The sequence below is a fragment of the Pseudomonas sp. LBUM1669 genome (assembly GCF_059695705.1).
Window position 1 is genome coordinate 4802309 of record NZ_CP166784.1, and the last position, 15117, is coordinate 4817425.

17 protein-coding genes and 1 pseudogene are annotated in these 15117 nt (G+C 59.8%); 13 read left to right on the top strand and 5 right to left on the bottom strand.

Going from position 1 to position 15117, the window contains the following annotated elements:
• The first annotated feature begins 8 nt into the window (after positions 1-8).
• The 3 genes from ACA051_RS22255 to ACA051_RS22265 all read left to right on the top strand — a co-directional run bounded on the left by ACA051_RS22255 (position 9) and on the right by ACA051_RS22265 (position 1471).
• A complete protein-coding gene (locus ACA051_RS22255; RefSeq protein ID WP_497371951.1) occupies positions 9-779 on the top strand; it encodes an AraC family transcriptional regulator in 771 nt (256 codons plus the stop codon).
• 90 nt (positions 780-869) lie between these two features.
• Positions 870-1187 (top strand): helix-turn-helix domain-containing protein, encoded by a 318-nt coding sequence (locus tag ACA051_RS22260; protein WP_497304739.1) that lies wholly within the window; start codon positions 870-872, stop codon positions 1185-1187.
• Between the two features lie 11 nt (positions 1188-1198).
• Entirely contained in the window at positions 1199-1471 is a 273-nt protein-coding gene (locus tag ACA051_RS22265; protein ID WP_497304740.1) for an XRE family transcriptional regulator, read from the top strand.
• Here the strand turns inward: ACA051_RS22265 and ACA051_RS22270 are convergent.
• Positions 1459-2517 (bottom strand): MBL fold metallo-hydrolase, encoded by a 1059-nt coding sequence (locus ACA051_RS22270; RefSeq protein ID WP_497371953.1) that lies wholly within the window; start codon positions 2515-2517, stop codon positions 1459-1461. The genes ACA051_RS22265 and ACA051_RS22270 overlap by 13 nt on opposite strands.
• Positions 2518-2731: 214 nt before the next feature.
• Between ACA051_RS22270 and ACA051_RS22275 the strand changes: the two genes are divergently transcribed.
• On the top strand, positions 2732-3340 hold the full coding sequence (locus tag ACA051_RS22275; RefSeq protein ID WP_094471087.1) for a TetR/AcrR family transcriptional regulator: 609 nt from the start codon (positions 2732-2734) through the stop codon (positions 3338-3340).
• Positions 3341-3479: 139 nt separating this feature from the next.
• On the top strand, positions 3480-4016 hold the full coding sequence (locus ACA051_RS22280; protein ID WP_497371955.1) for a DUF1003 domain-containing protein: 537 nt from the start codon (positions 3480-3482) through the stop codon (positions 4014-4016).
• A gap of 7 nt (positions 4017-4023) precedes the next feature.
• Here ACA051_RS22280 and ACA051_RS22285 read toward each other — a convergent pair whose 3' ends face one another.
• Positions 4024-4965, bottom strand: coding sequence for a LysR family transcriptional regulator (locus tag ACA051_RS22285; RefSeq protein WP_497304745.1), 942 nt, complete (start codon positions 4963-4965; stop codon positions 4024-4026).
• 15 nt (positions 4966-4980) lie between these two features.
• On the opposite strand from ACA051_RS22285, the gene ACA051_RS22290 reads away from it, so the two are divergent.
• Together ACA051_RS22290 and ACA051_RS22295 are read left to right on the top strand one after the other, a co-directional pair.
• Positions 4981-5688 carry a CTP synthase C-terminal region-related (seleno)protein gene (locus ACA051_RS22290; protein WP_497371957.1) on the top strand — a complete coding sequence of 236 codons (708 nt, stop codon included), beginning with the start codon at positions 4981-4983 and terminating at the stop codon, positions 5686-5688.
• Positions 5685-6008, top strand: a complete 324-nt coding sequence (locus tag ACA051_RS22295; protein WP_497371959.1) for an antibiotic biosynthesis monooxygenase family protein — start codon at positions 5685-5687, stop codon at positions 6006-6008. The genes ACA051_RS22290 and ACA051_RS22295 overlap by 4 nt, the downstream gene beginning before the upstream one ends.
• 117 nt (positions 6009-6125) lie before the next feature.
• On the opposite strand, the gene ACA051_RS22300 is transcribed toward ACA051_RS22295, so the two are convergent.
• A complete protein-coding gene (locus ACA051_RS22300) occupies positions 6126-6452 on the bottom strand; it encodes a DUF2025 family protein (protein WP_497371961.1) in 327 nt (108 codons plus the stop codon).
• 235 nt (positions 6453-6687) lie between these two features.
• Here ACA051_RS22300 and ACA051_RS22305 point away from each other — a divergent pair, with 235 nt between their 5' ends.
• Positions 6688-7815, top strand: coding sequence for a glycerophosphodiester phosphodiesterase (locus ACA051_RS22305; RefSeq protein ID WP_497304752.1), 1128 nt, complete (start codon positions 6688-6690; stop codon positions 7813-7815).
• A 156-nt stretch (positions 7816-7971) separates the two neighbouring features.
• Positions 7972-8277 (top strand): PepSY domain-containing protein, encoded by a 306-nt coding sequence (locus ACA051_RS22310; RefSeq protein WP_497304753.1) that lies wholly within the window; start codon positions 7972-7974, stop codon positions 8275-8277.
• A 153-nt stretch (positions 8278-8430) separates the two neighbouring features.
• On the opposite strand, the gene ACA051_RS22315 is transcribed toward ACA051_RS22310, so the two are convergent.
• Both ACA051_RS22315 and ACA051_RS22320 read right to left on the bottom strand, forming a co-directional pair.
• Positions 8431-9198, bottom strand: a complete 768-nt coding sequence (locus ACA051_RS22315; RefSeq protein ID WP_497310646.1) for a methyl-accepting chemotaxis protein — start codon at positions 9196-9198, stop codon at positions 8431-8433.
• A gap of 165 nt (positions 9199-9363) precedes the next feature.
• Positions 9364-10053, bottom strand: a pseudogene (locus ACA051_RS22320) (methyl-accepting chemotaxis protein); the annotation flags it as partial.
• Positions 10054-10328: 275 nt separating this feature from the next.
• On the opposite strand from ACA051_RS22320, the gene ACA051_RS22325 reads away from it, so the two are divergent.
• From ACA051_RS22325 to ACA051_RS22340, 4 genes are all read left to right on the top strand, one after another.
• The gene (locus tag ACA051_RS22325) at positions 10329-11351 is read left to right on the top strand and encodes a transporter (RefSeq protein WP_497304754.1); all 1023 of its coding nucleotides are present in this window, start codon (positions 10329-10331) and stop codon (positions 11349-11351) included.
• Positions 11352-11634: 283 nt separating this feature from the next.
• A complete protein-coding gene (locus ACA051_RS22330; RefSeq protein ID WP_497304756.1) occupies positions 11635-13251 on the top strand; it encodes an inorganic phosphate transporter in 1617 nt (538 codons plus the stop codon).
• Positions 13252-13501: 250 nt separating this feature from the next.
• Positions 13502-14368 carry a 2OG-Fe(II) oxygenase family protein gene (locus tag ACA051_RS22335; RefSeq protein ID WP_497304757.1) on the top strand — a complete coding sequence of 289 codons (867 nt, stop codon included), beginning with the start codon at positions 13502-13504 and terminating at the stop codon, positions 14366-14368.
• The gene (locus ACA051_RS22340) at positions 14365-15087 is read left to right on the top strand and encodes a TylF/MycF/NovP-related O-methyltransferase (protein ID WP_046031989.1); all 723 of its coding nucleotides are present in this window, start codon (positions 14365-14367) and stop codon (positions 15085-15087) included. Before ACA051_RS22335 ends, ACA051_RS22340 begins: the two co-directional genes overlap by 4 nt.
• Positions 15088-15117 lie beyond the last annotated feature (30 nt).

Sequence of the window (15117 nt, forward strand, 5' to 3'; positions counted from 1 at the left end):
TCCGCTCAATGCGCAATGTTTCGATTAATTTGCTGGATGACACGCCCCGCTCGGTGGTGGCGGTCGGTACGGATTATTCCCACGGTCAGGTGTTGCCCCGTCATACGCATCGGCGGGCACAACTCCTGTACGGCGCGACGGGGGTGATGCAGGTCAGCACGCACGACGGCAATTGGGTGGTGCCGCCGCAGCGGGCGGTGTGGATTCCGGCGGGAGTGGCGCATGAAGTGCTGATGCTGGGGGTGAGCACGCGCAGTTTGTACATCGAACCAGGCACGGTTGATCTGGGGGCTCGTTGCCAGGTGATCAGTGTGTCGCCGTTGATGCGGCACTTGTTGATGGAGGCGGTGGAGGTCCCGCTGGCGTATGACGAGGCCGGGCGCGATGGCGCGCTGATCGACTTGTTGCTGCATGAGCTGGCGCGCAGTGCTCACTTGCCGTTGCACATTCCCCTACCGGTCGATGTGCGGTTGCTGGGGTTGTGCCAAGGCTTTTTGCAGCGGCCCGACGCGCATCAATCGCCACAACAATGGGCTGATCATTTGCACATCAGCTTGCGCACGTTCAATCGGCTGTTCCGCCAACAGACAGGCCTGAGTTTCAGCCAATGGCGCCAGCGGGCCTGTGTGGTGCTGGCCCTGGCGCGGTTGGCGGCGGGTACGCCAGTGACGCGTATTGCACTGGATTTCGGTTATGACAGCCCGGCGGCATTCTCGACCATGTTTCGCCGTGTGCTGGGACAGGCACCGTCCGTCTGGATGGAGGGGGCGAAACAGTAAAAATCAAAAAATGAGTTTGATCCGGGCGCAAAACAACTGTACAAAATCACAGTACTTTTTGGATTAGCACTCTCGAGCCCGGAGAACACCATGGCCTCTCTTGCGATGAAAATCACCTTGGAACGTATCGCCCTTTTCCAATTCACCCCGGCCCACTGTGCCCAGGCCCGAGCGATGCTGGGTTGGAGTGTGGAGGAGCTCTCGGAGGAATCCGGTGTCTCCGTGGACGCCATTGTGCGATTTGAGGATGAACGCGATGTGCTGGACGTCACCCGGCTGGCGTTGGCGTATCGGTTTGAATCCGAAGGCCTGGTGTTCTTCCCGGGATTTGCGCCGGGTCGGGGGATGAATGTGAAAGGGTCGACGCCTGATCCGGTGGGTCGGGCGGACTACGCGATGGTTGAGTGAGGAGTCAGCAGATGAATGGAATCGATGAATGCGACAGGCACGGTCATCCGTCTTCGGGTGATGCGGATGCGGGGGAGATGAGGGCCAAGGCCGAGTTCCTCATGAAGATCGGCATGCTGCTCGACACCGGTCAGTTGGGCAAGGTGGAAGCGGCGCAAAGGCTAGGGCTGTCGGCGGGGGAAATGGATGAAATTCTCGACGGGAATGTTCGCGACCTGACGGTGGCGAAGATCGCGGGCCGCTCCATGGCGAGCGGCCCGACGGCAGAGGATCAGGCGTTCTGAGTGACGACCAGATCGCTTTCATTTTCCAATCCGGACCACCAGGTTCTCCCCCGCTGCGGATACATGACGTTGAACGCCTCGCCCATTTGCGGCGTGGTGATCGACACATTACGTTCCCAGGCCAACGCGAGGATCCGGTCGAAGGGCTCGAACCAGGCGTGCATCGACAAATCGAAGGTGCCGTTGTGAATAGGCAATAACCAGCGTCCTTTGAGGTCGATGTGCGCTTGCAGGGTTTCTTCAGGCTGCATGTGAATGTGCGGCCACTCGACGTTGTAGGCGCCGGTTTCCATGAGGGTCAGGTCGAACGGGCCGTGCTGTTCGCCGATGCGTTTGAAGCCATCGAAATAACCGCTGTCGCCGCTGAAGAAGATCCGCGTGTCGCCATCGATCATCACCCACGAGGCCCAGAGCGTGCTGTTGCCATCGAACAGGCCGCGCCCGGAAAAGTGCTGGGACGGTGTGGCAATAAACTGGATGCCATGCACTTCCGTGCCCTGCCACCAATCGAGTTGGCGCACTTTGCTCGCATCGACGCCCCAGTTGATCAGGGTGTCGCCCACGCCCAGTGGTGCCAGGAAGTAGTTGGTCTTGTCCGCCAGTTTGAGCACCGTTTGATAATCGAGGTGGTCATAGTGGTCGTGGGACAGGATCACCGCTTCTATAGGCGGCAATTCTTCAAGACTGATCGGTGGCTGGTGAAAACGCTTGGGGCCGGCCCACTGCACCGGTGAGGCGCGCTCGGCGAAGACCGGGTCGGTGATCCAGAATTTGTCCCGCAGTTTCAGCAGTACGGTGGAGTGACCGAGGCGATAGACGCTGTGGTTGGGGGCAGCAATCAACGCGGCCTGGGTCAGGGCTTGCACCGGGACGGGCGCTGTCGGGCGGGTGTTGCGCGGCTTGTGGAAAATCATGCTCCACATGATGCGCAGCATTTTTCGGAAGCCTTCACGTTGCACAGGCACATGATTTTGAAACAGCCCTTGTGCCTGACGGGAAGCTTCAGGCGTGGAGGCGTTGTCCGCAGGGGAAATTGAATTGGCCATGACTGAGGAACTCCAGAAAAACCGCACAGAGCGGTGTTTCACGGTGGGACGATAAATGGCCAAAGCACGCACGCATCAGCCGAAGATTCTATTGTTCACTGTGCAGGATTAACGAAACATTACACTGCACAGTGTAGTTTCTAGGTTGCATCAAAGCCGATCACAAGTAAACTGCCGAGTGTAATTCTTCTCTGCCCACTGCCGAAGCGTACTTATGACAGCTCCACAGCGCCTCACCGACCGAAAACGCGAAGCCATCATCCAGGCGGCGATTGCCGAATTCCGTGCCAACGGTTTCGACATCACCAGCATGGACAAGATCGCCGCCACCGCCGGCGTGTCGAAGCGCACGGTGTACAACCACTTCCCCAGCAAGGAAGAATTGTTCGCCGAGATCCTCAATCAACTGTGGGCAAGGGTGACGGCCGAACAGGAAACGTCCTACCGCCCTGACCTGCCTCTGCGCGAGCAAATGCGCCTGATGTTGCAGGCGAAGTTGCAGATGCTGGGCGATGACAATTTTCTCGACCTGGCGCGGGTGGCGATCGCTGCCACCATCCATTCTCCCGAGCGCGCGCAGAACATGGTGGCCCGGATGGGTGAGCGTGAAGAGGGCCTGACCGTGTGGATCCGAGCCGCCCAGGCGGACGGTCGATTGAAGCCGGTCGATCCCGAATTTGCCGCGCAGCAGATCCAGGGAATGCTCAAATCCTTTGCGTTCTGGCCGCAGATTTCCATGGGGCTTCCGGCGCTTTCAGACGAAATGCAAAGCACCGTGGTGGAGTCGGCGCTGGACATGTTCCTGGCCTGTTATCAGCGCTGAATCGAGCTGCCATAAATGACAATCTCTGCCGGAAGATCGATCACGGGACGCGCTGAATAAAACGCGGCAATGTGTTTCAGAATGAAACTGGCGCGGGGGCTATAGTGAGCGTCAGTCCCAGCGCCATGCAGAGAGCATCATGACCACCCCGACCCACGAAACCAAACCCGTCGCTGCCGTCGATCACCTGCGCTTTCACCGCGCCCACGCTCACTTGGCGCCGACGTTCGGCAACGACAAGTTTGCCCTGCGCGCCGAGGCCTTTGCGCGGTTCTTCGGTACACCGACTTTCCTGGGCGCCCAAACGCTGATCGTCGCGGTCTGGATATGCCTTAACGTCTCTGGCGTGACCCAGTTCGACGTTTATCCGTTCATCCTGCTCAACCTGGCGTTCAGCCTGCAAGCGGCGTATGCCGCCCCCCTGATTCTGCTGGCCCAGACCCGTCAGGCGGCGCGGGACAAAGCCCAGTCCGATGCCGACGCGCTGCACCGCGAATCCATCGCCGTGGCCAACAGCGAACGACAGGCACAAGCGGCACAGAACACCGCGCAACTGCTGGAGTTGCTTGAGCAGAACACCCGGCTGACGGAAATGACCAAGACCCTGACCGAGCGCATTGAAAACCTCACCTCGGAAATGCATCAGCATTTAGTGAAAGATCATCCGAAGAATTAGCACCCGGTCACGGTAATTGAAGCGCCCGCCCCAGCTCATCGAACAACGTCACCACCGAGCGCAACGCACGGCAGTCCGGACGGGTCAGCAACCACAGCGCGGTGTCGTAGCCGTGCAACGGACCGGTCAGCGGTTGCAGGTGGTCACCGATCAAAAAGTCCGGTAACGCCGCGACGCCCAGCCCGGCACGTACCAACTCGGTCACCGACAACATGCTGTTGCAGCGATAACCGGGCGTGACGCCGGGCAGTTGCTGGCGCCGCCAGGCAACGGTGGGATGGTCGGGAAGAAAGTCATCCGGCGCGATCCAGGTCAGTGAGGCCAAGTCTTCAGGATCGACCGATTTCAGGTACGCCGCGCTGGCACAGACCCGATAGGAAATATCCGCCAGACGTCGTCCGACCAAATGCTCGGGCGGTGTGCGAGTCAGTCGCAAGGCGATGTCGGCATCCCGGCGGCTGAGGTTGGCGAAGTCGTTGGAGGTGCTCAGTTCGAGGGTCAGCGCCGGGTAGGATGGCATGAACTGCGCCAGTGCTGGCAGCAGCAAGCCTTGCAGAACGGAGTCGGTGCAGGTCAGCCGCACCGTGCCGCTGATGACTTCACCGCCCTGCTCCACGCCAATGCGCGCCGCGTCCAGCGCTTGTTCCGCCCGTTCAGCTTGCTCGGCCAGGGTCTGTGCAAGCGTGGTCGGCAGGTAGCCGGCGCGGCTCTTTTCGAACAGTTGCTGGCCCAGCGCGGCTTCCAGTCGGCGAACGGCGCGAAACACCGTCGAGACGTCGACCTTCAATAGCGCCGACGCCCGAGCCAGAGAGCCGCCGCGCACCAAGGCGAGAATCAGCGCCAGGTCTGGGTAGTCGAGTCGATAGTGCGTCGCTGCATTGATCACTTGGGATAACGCCAATATTGAATGCGTGAACGCCAATCTATAGTGGCCGCCAGGTATCAACAAGCGTCGAGATCATTCATGGAAAGCACTGCCATCCGCATCGCCCTGATCGGTGACTACGACCCACAGGTCACCGCCCACCAAGCCATCCCCGTTGCGCTCGGCCTGGCGGCCGAACAGCTGAAACTGGACGTGCAATTTCAGTGGCTGGCCACCGATCACATAAGCACCGCCACCCCTTTGCAACACTTCGACGGTTTCTGGTGCGTGCCCGCCAGCCCTTACCGCGACATGGACGGCGCATTACGGGCGATCCGTTTTGCCCGTGAACAGCAGCGACCGTTCCTCGGCACCTGCGGCGGTTTTCAACACGCGGTGCTTGAGTTCGCTCGAAACGTATTGGGTTGGAAAGACGCCGAGCACGGCGAAACCCATCCCGATGCTGCGCGCGCGTTACTCACGCCGCTGACCTGTTCATTGGTGGAAGCCACCGACAGCATTCATCTGGTTGAAGGCTCGTTGATCGCCAACGTGTACGAAAGCGCCGAGATCGTTGAGGGATACCGCTGCCGCTATGGCGTGAATCCAGCGTTCGAGCGTGAGCTGCTGACCCAAGAGTTGTGCGCCGTTGGCCATGACTCGACCGGCGACTTGCGGGCGGTGGAGCTCCAGGGTCATCCGTTTTTCGTCGCCACCCTGTTCCAACCCGAACGCACCGCGCTCAACGGCACGCTGCCGCCGCTGGCCCGGGCGTTGGTCGAAGCCTGCAAAAGGCAACAAGCATGATTGCCGATACGCCATCAGCGCCGTACTACGCGGTGATTTTTACCTCTGTGCGCACCGACAGCGATCAAGGCTACGCCAAGGCCGCCGAACGCATGGTGGAACTGGCCCGCGAGCAACCGGGGTTTCTCGGTGTTGAATCGGCTCGGGGCGAGGATGGGCTGGGGATTACCGTTTCCTACTGGGCCAGCGAGGCGGCGATTCTGGCGTGGAAACATCATCCTGAGCACAGTGAGATTCGTGAGCGGGGGCGGTCGACGTGGTATTCGGCGTGTCATACGCGGGTGTGCAAGGTGGAGCGGGCGTATGCGTTCAAGCAGTGAATGATGCGGTGCTATTCAGGCCGCCTTCGCGGGCAAGCCTCGCTCCTACAGAGGGCACCGATAACCCGTAGGAGCGAGGCTTGCCCGCGAAGAGGCCAGTCCAGACACAGCAAAACTTCAGCCCTGAACAAGACTCCGCACCGCCGAAATCTCCGGCACTTCCCGCCGATTCATGTACACCCGCAACGGCTCGGTCACGTTGATCCGGTCATCAATATTCTGGTCCAGCAACAACTGAATCAGCTCACGCTTGAGCGTCATCGCCTGCCCCGGCCCCGACGCCCAGACAAACTCACGGGTGGGAATGATCCCGTCATCAGCCACGTCCATGCCAAACGAGTCTTCGCTGAAACGCACAATGTAATGGCCGGTCTTGCGATTGAGTCCGACGAAGCCTTTGAGTTGGTCGGCGGCCTGGCAGATAAGCTCGGAAGTGATGCGCATATAAACCTCACAAAAGGTCGTTAACGACCGGTGAACGATGGTTTACACGCAAGGACAAGCAATCGGATTTCCCTCTGCCGGGGAAACGCCGAGGCCAAGAGTACTGCAAAGAACCGCACAAAAGCGCTGAAAAAATCTGCTTTAAACACGTTTATGTCGGTCTGGCGATAGCGCTGGCGGCGCTCAGTTGTTAAAAGAGACGTCTTTGAAAACTCATCGCGAAAGGACCTCGACCATGCCTGTTACCTTCACCAAAAGCGCCCTGCTGCTGAGCATGCTGCTGGGCTTCGGCCAGGCACAGGCCGCCAACGAGCCCAGCCCGACTGCCCTGGCCACCCATTTGGGCATCCCGCACCCGGCGGTGATCGCCCACCGCGGCGCGTCCTACGATGCACCTGAATCCACCGCTGCGTCTTATAAACTGGCCCGTGACCTGGGCGCCGATTACCTGGAATTGGACCTGCAACGCAGCAAAGACGGCGTGCTATTCGCCCTGCACGACAACAACCTGCAACGCACCACCGACGTCGCCACCAAATTCCCCGATCGCAAGGACAGCCCGGCCAACGCGTTCACCCTCGCCGAACTGAAAACCCTGGATGCCGGCAGCTGGTTCAACGCCGCGTACCCGGATCGCGCACGTCCTTCCTACGTCGGCCTGAAGATTCTGACCCTCGACGAAATCATCGACATCGCCCAGGGCAATCCGCTGCACAAGCCCGGTCTGTACATCGAAACCAAAGAGCCAAAGCAATTCCCCGGCCTCGAGCGCGACCTCAAGGATAAATTGCAGGATCGCGGCTGGCTGAGCCCGGCCGGCTCCAAACTGGCGAAAAGCAATCTGGCGGTCGGCCAGGGCAAAGGCAAGGTCGTGCTGCAAACCTTCGAGAAGAGCAGCCTCGAACTGCTCGAGAAGGAAATGCCGCAAGTGCCGAAGATCCTGCTGCTGTGGGTCGGCGAAGGCAGCATCGAGCCGAAATCCAAAGTGACGTTTGCCGAGTCCGGCGACAAGGACAAGGCCACTTACTACGCCAAACAGGAACCGAAAGACAAAGCCGAATTCCAGCAATGGGTCGAGTACGCCAAGGCGCAGGGTGCGATCGGCACCGGTCCTTCGGCTGCGTTGACCAAGGGTGGCGACCAGAGCTATTCGGACCTGGTGAAACCGTGGATGAACCAATACACCCACGATCAGGGCCTGCTGGTGCACGTCTACACCATCGACGAAGCGGTTGATTACCAGAAAGTCATGGACGCCGGCGTCGATGGCATCTTCACCAACCGCGCCAGCGAATTGCTCAAGTTCTACAAACGCCCGGCGGCCGGGACGGTGGCGCAGTTGCTGCAGAACAACGGGTACTGATCGGTAGCTGGCACGACACCGCGTCGTTTTCTTCGCGGGCAAGTCGGATTGCCCGCGAAACCTTCCAAACGACACGGTTTTTGGAATTAAGGGTGAATTAAGTTGCCACAGTTAATCTGGACTCACTTAAACAGATCACCCCAAGGAAAGAACCCCATGAAAACCCTGACTGCCCTGTTCACTGCCGCTACCCTGACCCTCACCGCTGGCCTGGCTCAGGCTGACGTTCGCGTCGACCAGATCCCTGAGCTGGTCAAGAGCGGCAAGATCAAGCCACTGGAAGAAATGAACCAGGCTGCTCTGAAACTGCACCCGGGTGCGACCATCACCGACACCGATCTGGACAACCACTTCAACAACTACGAGTACGAAGTGGAACTGAAAACCGCTGATGGCAAAGAATTCGACGTGGACTTCGATGCCACCACCGGCAAAGTCCTGAGCGACAAACAAGACACCTGATACACGCAAAAAACAAAGCCGCACGATCTTCGGATCGTGCGGCTTTTTTTTGCCTGTCGGCTTCAGACAGTGAAGCTTGCGCAGTCCCATGGAGCGGACTTGGAATCGACGGTGTAACGACTGCGCAAGCAAACCGCTACACAACCATTTCCATTACGCGCTCAGACGCGCCGTCACTTCATTCAACTGCCCCGACAACCCGTGCAAATTACGGCCAGCCGCTTCAGTGCGCTGCACGTTGTCCAGGTTGGTGCTGGCGATGCTGGTGATTTCAGTCAGGTTGCGTGAAATGTCCTCGGCCACCGAGGTCTGCTCTTCGGCGGCGGTGGCGATCTGGCGGTTCATGTCGCGGATGGCCTCTACGGCGTGGGTGATCCGCTCCAGCATGGCGCCGGCCTGGGTCACTTGCTCAACACTTTCTTCACTGCGCGACTGACCGCTTTCAATTGCCTGGGCCGCGTCCACCGCACCGGTTTGCACGGTCTGGATGATCTGGTTGATCTCGATGATCGACGCCGCCGTGCGCTGGGCCAGGCTGCGCACTTCATCGGCGACCACCGCAAAACCGCGCCCGGCTTCACCGGCACGGGCCGCTTCGATTGCCGCGTTAAGCGCCAGCAGGTTGGTTTGTTCGGCGATGCCGCGAATCACTTCGAGCACCTTGCCGATGCGTCCGCTGTCGGTTTCCAGCTGGCGGATGACCGTGGCGGTATTGGCAATTTCGCCGCGCATCCGGGTGATGGTGTGAATGGTGCCCTGCATGACTTTTTCGCCTTGCTGGGCGGACTGGTCGGCATCGTCGGCGGCACGTGCCGCATCGGCGGCGTGACGGGCGACTTCCTGTGCGGTGGCCGACATTTCGGTCATCGCCGTGGCCACCTGATCGGTGCGGTTGAACTGCTCGTTGGTGCCACTGGCCATGAGGCCGGCGATCGAATTCAATTCACCGCTGGCGCTGTCCAGGTCCTTGGCGCTGCGCTGCAAACGGCTGAACGTTTCGGCGAGGAAATCACGCAAGGTGTTGGCCGCGACCGCCAACTTGCCCAGCTCATCCTGACGGGTGCTGGCCACACGGTCGGCAAACTTGCCCTGGCTGAGTTGCGCGACGTAGTCGATCAGTTTGCGGATCGGTTCAACCAGGTAGCGATTGACCAGCCACAGGCTCAACAGCCCGATCAGCAGCCCCGAGACGAGCATCACAATGAGCCCCAGCAACACCGTGCGATCGGCTTCGGCGCTGATCTGCTTCGATTGCTCGGTCCCCTGCTTGCGCAATTCGCTGACCAACTCGGTCATCTGTTCGCTGGCGGCACGGTCGACACCCTTGACCGCAGCGTCGCCAGCCGTTGGGTCGGCACCGGCCGCCACGTAGGCATCACGGCCCTTTTGATAGGCAGCGCCCAGCAAACGGTGTTCGTCACGCAGGCGTTCGATGCGGGTCTTGAGTTGTAGCTCGATGCCCTTCTGTGCGGCCAGTTCGCCGAGAATGCCCTGTACATCGCGCTGACGGTCTTCGAACTGCTTCCAGTATTTGTCCAGGTCGGCCGGTTGCTTGCCACGCAACAGGACGTTTTTCCATTCCTGAACCTGCACCTTGAACTGCAGGTTGGCTTCGTCGATCAACTGCGAGGTGCGCAACGGGCCTTCGATCAGGTTCGCGTAGTTCTGAACGCCGTTGGACAGAAAGTGAAAGCAAGCCAGGGCGATCAACAGCATGGCCAGCAGGCTGCCGCTCAACAAGGCGAGGATTTGTGCTCTCAGGGATTTTTGCAGCATCGAGTGATACTCATGACAGGGGGTGAGACACGCAGCAAACACAGCGTGAAAGGTGTGCGGACATCCCTGTCTGAAACTTGGCTCATGGCCGAAGCCGCGCAAGGTAACTTAAGCGGGATCGGCATGCCAGAGCGGTTCTTGAATCAATTCCGACCACCGGTAATGCAATCGTTTGCGGTTATTTTTCCGTTACACAACCGTCATCCTGGCTTGCGATGATGCGGCTCAAGTGAACCTGTGAAACCCGCGACAGGCGCCTCCCCTTGCGAGCCCTCATGAACCACAGCATCGACCAAAGCCATCGCGATCCGGACTTGTTCGGTCTGCTCTACGGTTTCAGTTTTCGCCCCGGCGAGCGTGGCCGGGAGATTGATTCGGCCAAGGCGTTGCAATGCCTGCAACAGCCGGATGAGAGCGACGAATTCTTGTGGCTGCACCTGAACCTCGCGCATGCGGCTTGCGAGCGCTGGATGAAAAGCCATCTGGAACTGCCGGACGAGTTTTTCGAAGCCTTGCACGAAGGCTCGCGATCCACCCGCATCGAACATGTGGATTCGGCGTTGCTGGCGGTGGTCAACGACGTGGTGTTCAACCTCAGCAGCATGGTGTCGTCGGATGTATCGACGTTGTGGGTGTGCGCCCGCAGCCGGCTGATCATCAGCGCGCGCCTGCAACCGCTGCACTCGGTGGACAAGCTGCGCTCGTCAGTAAAGGCCGGTGAGTGCTTTCGCTCACCGCTGGAATTGCTCGTGCATTTGCTGCGCGATCAGGGCGAGGTGCTGACCCAGATCGTGCGCAAGACCAGCCTCAGTGTCGATCACATCGAAGATGAGTTGCTGTCTTCGCGACTGTCGAGCAACCGAGCAGAACTGGGTGCCAATCGCCGGGTGCTGGTGCGTCTGCAACGCTTGCTGGCGCTGGAGCCGGGCTCGTTATTGCGGTTGCTCAACCGGCCGCCGCCCTGGTTGCAGAAGGATGACGTCAAGGAGCTGCGCAAGTCCACCGAGGAGTTTGCGCTGATCATCAACGACCTCACGGCGCTCGGCGAGCGGATCAAACTGTTGCAGGAAGAGATCGCGGCCAACCTGAACGAGCAGAGCAACCGCACGCTGTTCACCCTGACCGTGGTGACGGTGCTGGCGCTGCCGATCAACATCATTGCCGGTTTTTTTGGCATGAACGTGGGTGGGGTGCCATTGTCGGGGGATCCGGAGGGGTTCTGGATTCTGGTGGCGCTGGTCGCGACGTTTACCGTGATTGCGGGGCGTTGGGCGTTTCGAAAGCGCCAGGATTATTGATTTCGGGAACACCATCGAACCCCTGTGGCGAGGGAGCTTGCTCCCGTTGGGTCGCGCAGCGGCCCCGGCATTCTTCCAGCCACACCCTGCCAGCAGGTTTTGCGACTGCTTCGCAGTCGAGCGGGAGCAAGCTCCCTCGCCACAGTCGTGCCCTGCCTCAAACCCGGGGTAAATTCTGATTAACGCGAATGCAAAAACCCCAAACCCTGATCCAAGGCAGTTCCTCTGTAACATTTGGCAACGATCATGACGGACACTCCTTCCTTCCTCAGGATTGTCCACCATGGCCACGCCTTCCTACACCGCCAAAACCCAGGCTCCCGCCAGTAGCGCCAAACCGCAGCTCGATAAAAAACCCAGCCTGTTCACCCTCGTGGTGTTTTTCGGGGTGCTGGCCAGTGGGCTGTTGTTCACCGCTTACAGCCTGATGCACGACATGAACGAACTCGGCACGGTGGTCACCACCTGGACGCCGTTTCTGCTGTTGGGCGTGGCGCTGTTGATCGCACTGGGTTTTGAATTCGTCAACGGTTTCCACGACACCGCCAACGCCGTGGCCACGGTGATTTACACCAACTCGATGCCGCCGAACTTTGCGGTGGCGTGGTCCGGGTTCTTCAACTTCCTCGGAGTGCTGCTGTCGAGTGGCGCGGTGGCGTTCGGCATCATCGCCCTGCTGCCCGTAGAGCTGATTCTGCAGGTCGGGTCATCCGCCGGTTTCGCGATGATCTTCGCCCTGTTGATCGCGGCGATCCTGTGGAACCTCGGCACCTGGTGGCTGGGCTTGCCGGCCTCGTCGTCGCACACCTTGATCGGTTCGATCATCGGCGTCGGCGTGGCCAATGCCCTGATGCACGGCCACGACGGCACCAGCGGCGTGGACTGGGCACAGGCGACCAAGATCGGGTACGCGTTGCTGTTATCGCCGCTGGTCGGCTTCGGCTTTGCCGCGCTGTTGCTGCTGGCCTTGCGTGCGTTCGTCAAGAATCGCGCGCTGTACAAAGCACCGGTCGGCAACACGCCACCGCCGTGGTGGATTCGCGGCATGTTGATCGTGACCTGCACCGGCGTCTCGTTCGCCCACGGTTCCAACGACGGCCAGAAAGGCATGGGCCTGATCATGCTGATTCTGGTCGGCACGCTGCCGATGGCCTATGCGCTGAACCGCACCATGCCGGCCGACCAGGCGCTGCAGTTCGCCGCTGTCGCCGAAGTCACCCAGCAAGCGCTGGTGAAAAGCGCGCCGATGCCGGCCCCGGCCGATCCGCGTCCGGTGCTCTCCGAATACGTGCGCAGCAAGGAAGCCACGCCGCAACTGATCCCGGCCCTCGCCGCCCTGACTGGCAGCATCGGCGCGCAGGTCAAGGGTTACGGATCGCTGTCCAAAGTACCGGCCGAGGCCGTGGGCAACGTGCGAAACGACATGTACCTGACCAGCGAAACCATTCGCCTGATGGATAAGAACAAAGTCGGCAACTTCGACGCCGACACCACCGGCAAACTGCAACTGTTCAAGCAACAGATCGATAACTCGACGCGCTTCATTCCGCTGTGGGTGAAGATCGCCGTGGCGATTGCGCTCGGGCTGGGCACCATGGTCGGCTGGAAGCGCATCGTGGTGACCGTTGGCGAAAAAATCGGCAAGACCCACCTGACCTACGCCCAGGGCGCCTCGGCCGAAACCGTGGCCATGCTGACCATCGGCGCAGCGGACATGTTCGGCTTGCCGGTGTCGACCACACACGTGTTGTCCTCGGGCGTGGCCGGGAGCATGGTCGCCAACGGCGGCGGCTTGCAGATGAAGACCATCCGCAACCTGCTGATGGCCTGGGTGCTGACCTTGCCGGCGGCGATTCTGTTGTCGGGCAGTTTGTACTGGCTGTTTACCCAACTTTTCTAGTCAACACATACCCCCTGTAGGAGCGAGGCTTGCCCGCGAAGGCGGTGTGTCAGTCGACAATATCGTTGAATGACACACCGCCTTCGCGGACAAGCCTCGCTCCTACAGGGATTTTTTTGCGCGGGACAACGCATTTCGTCGCAAATTCAGGTGTTTGCGTTTTTATTGATCCACCACCCGCCGGATTGCACTTCAGTTTGCTAACGTGTGGCCGACTCATAAGAGACTCGATGCATTCAGGAGTGGAATCGTGAATCTGTACATCAATCAGCTTCAACACAAAGCTGACTTCAAAGAAGCCATCTACGCCGGCGACATTTTCCTGAACACTCAACTGCGTGCGGCCAAAGAGCTGTGTGAGTTCGCCCAGGAAAGCATCACCGCCGCCTTCGACGGTGAGACCAACCACAAGGCCCTGCACACGCTGATGCCGGTGGAAGAATTCGTGGTTCTGGTGACACGCCTCAAGGGCCAATTCACCAACAGCCAGCGCGCCAAGGACCTGATCCTGTCGTTTATCGACGAGATCGGCGTCGACCCGCACGAATACATTTTCGACGTGCCGCGCATTCGCGTGGTGCCGAACTATGACTATCTGCACGCCGGTGTCAGCTATGCCTACAAACCGCATCGCGACACGTGGTACGGCAGCGTCGATTGCCAGATCAACACCTGGATGCCGGTGCACACCATCAGCCCCGACCAGACCATGATGATCAACGCCGGTTACTTCGACGTGCCGGTGAAGAACACCTCCAGCGAATGGAGCCTCAACGATTGGATCAGCAACCAGCGGCACAAGGCCAAGGACAACCTCAAAGAGGAAGTCCGCGTGCACCCGGTGCCGATGGAAGCGATCAACACCGCGTCGGAAGTGCGCATCGCCGGCAACACCGGTGAGATGCTGATTTTCTCCGGCTCACACCTGCACGGCACGGTCGCCAACCACACCAATCAAACCCGCTTCAGTGTGGACTTCCGCCTGATGCACCTCGACGACCTCAAGCACAAGCGCGGCGCGATCAACGTCGACAGCGCCTGCCCTGATGTCGGCGCCGGTTTCAAAGACTATTTCCACGCCCACGACTTCTCGAATTTCCAAGGAATCCAGCAATGACCAAGCGTCGCATCACGCCTGCCGAGGCCCAGTACAACGAAACCCGTGCCAACGTTCTGAAAAGGGTCGATGCCGAGTACGTGGCCGACGCACCGTTCGTCTTCGCCAACCGCATCGGCGTGACCGCTGCGCTGTCGCGCATGGAACTGTTCAAGAAAGTCGCTGAAGTACCGGGCGCGATCATCGAGTGCGGCGTGTACAAGGGCAACTCGCTGATGCTGTACATGCACTTGTCGATGATTCTCGAGCCTTACGCGATCAACCGTTCGATCGTGGGCTTCGACACGTTCGAAGGTTTCCAGAGCATCGACAAAAAAGAAGACCCGGCCGACGTCAACGAGACCATGTTCTCCGACACCGACCAGTCGCTGATCCAGGACATGATCGACGCCAACGACCTGCTGCGCCCGGTCAACCGCATCCCGCGTTGCGAACTGGTCAAAGGCGACATCGTCAAGACCGTGCCAGAGTGGGTCAAGACCCGTCCGGACCTGGTCGTGGCCATGCTGATCCTCGACACCGACCTGTACGAGTCGACCAAAGTCGCGCTGGAAACCTTCCTGCCGTACATGCCAAAAGGCGCGATCGTGGTCCTGGACGAAGTGGCCTACCGCAACTTCCCGGGCGAAACCAAAGCCCTGCGTGAAGTGCTGGACCTGAACAAGATCGAGCTCAAACGCCTGCCGTTTGATAGCTGCGTAGGTTATTTCCACGTCTGACACAAAACCCTGTGGGAGCGGGCTTGCTCG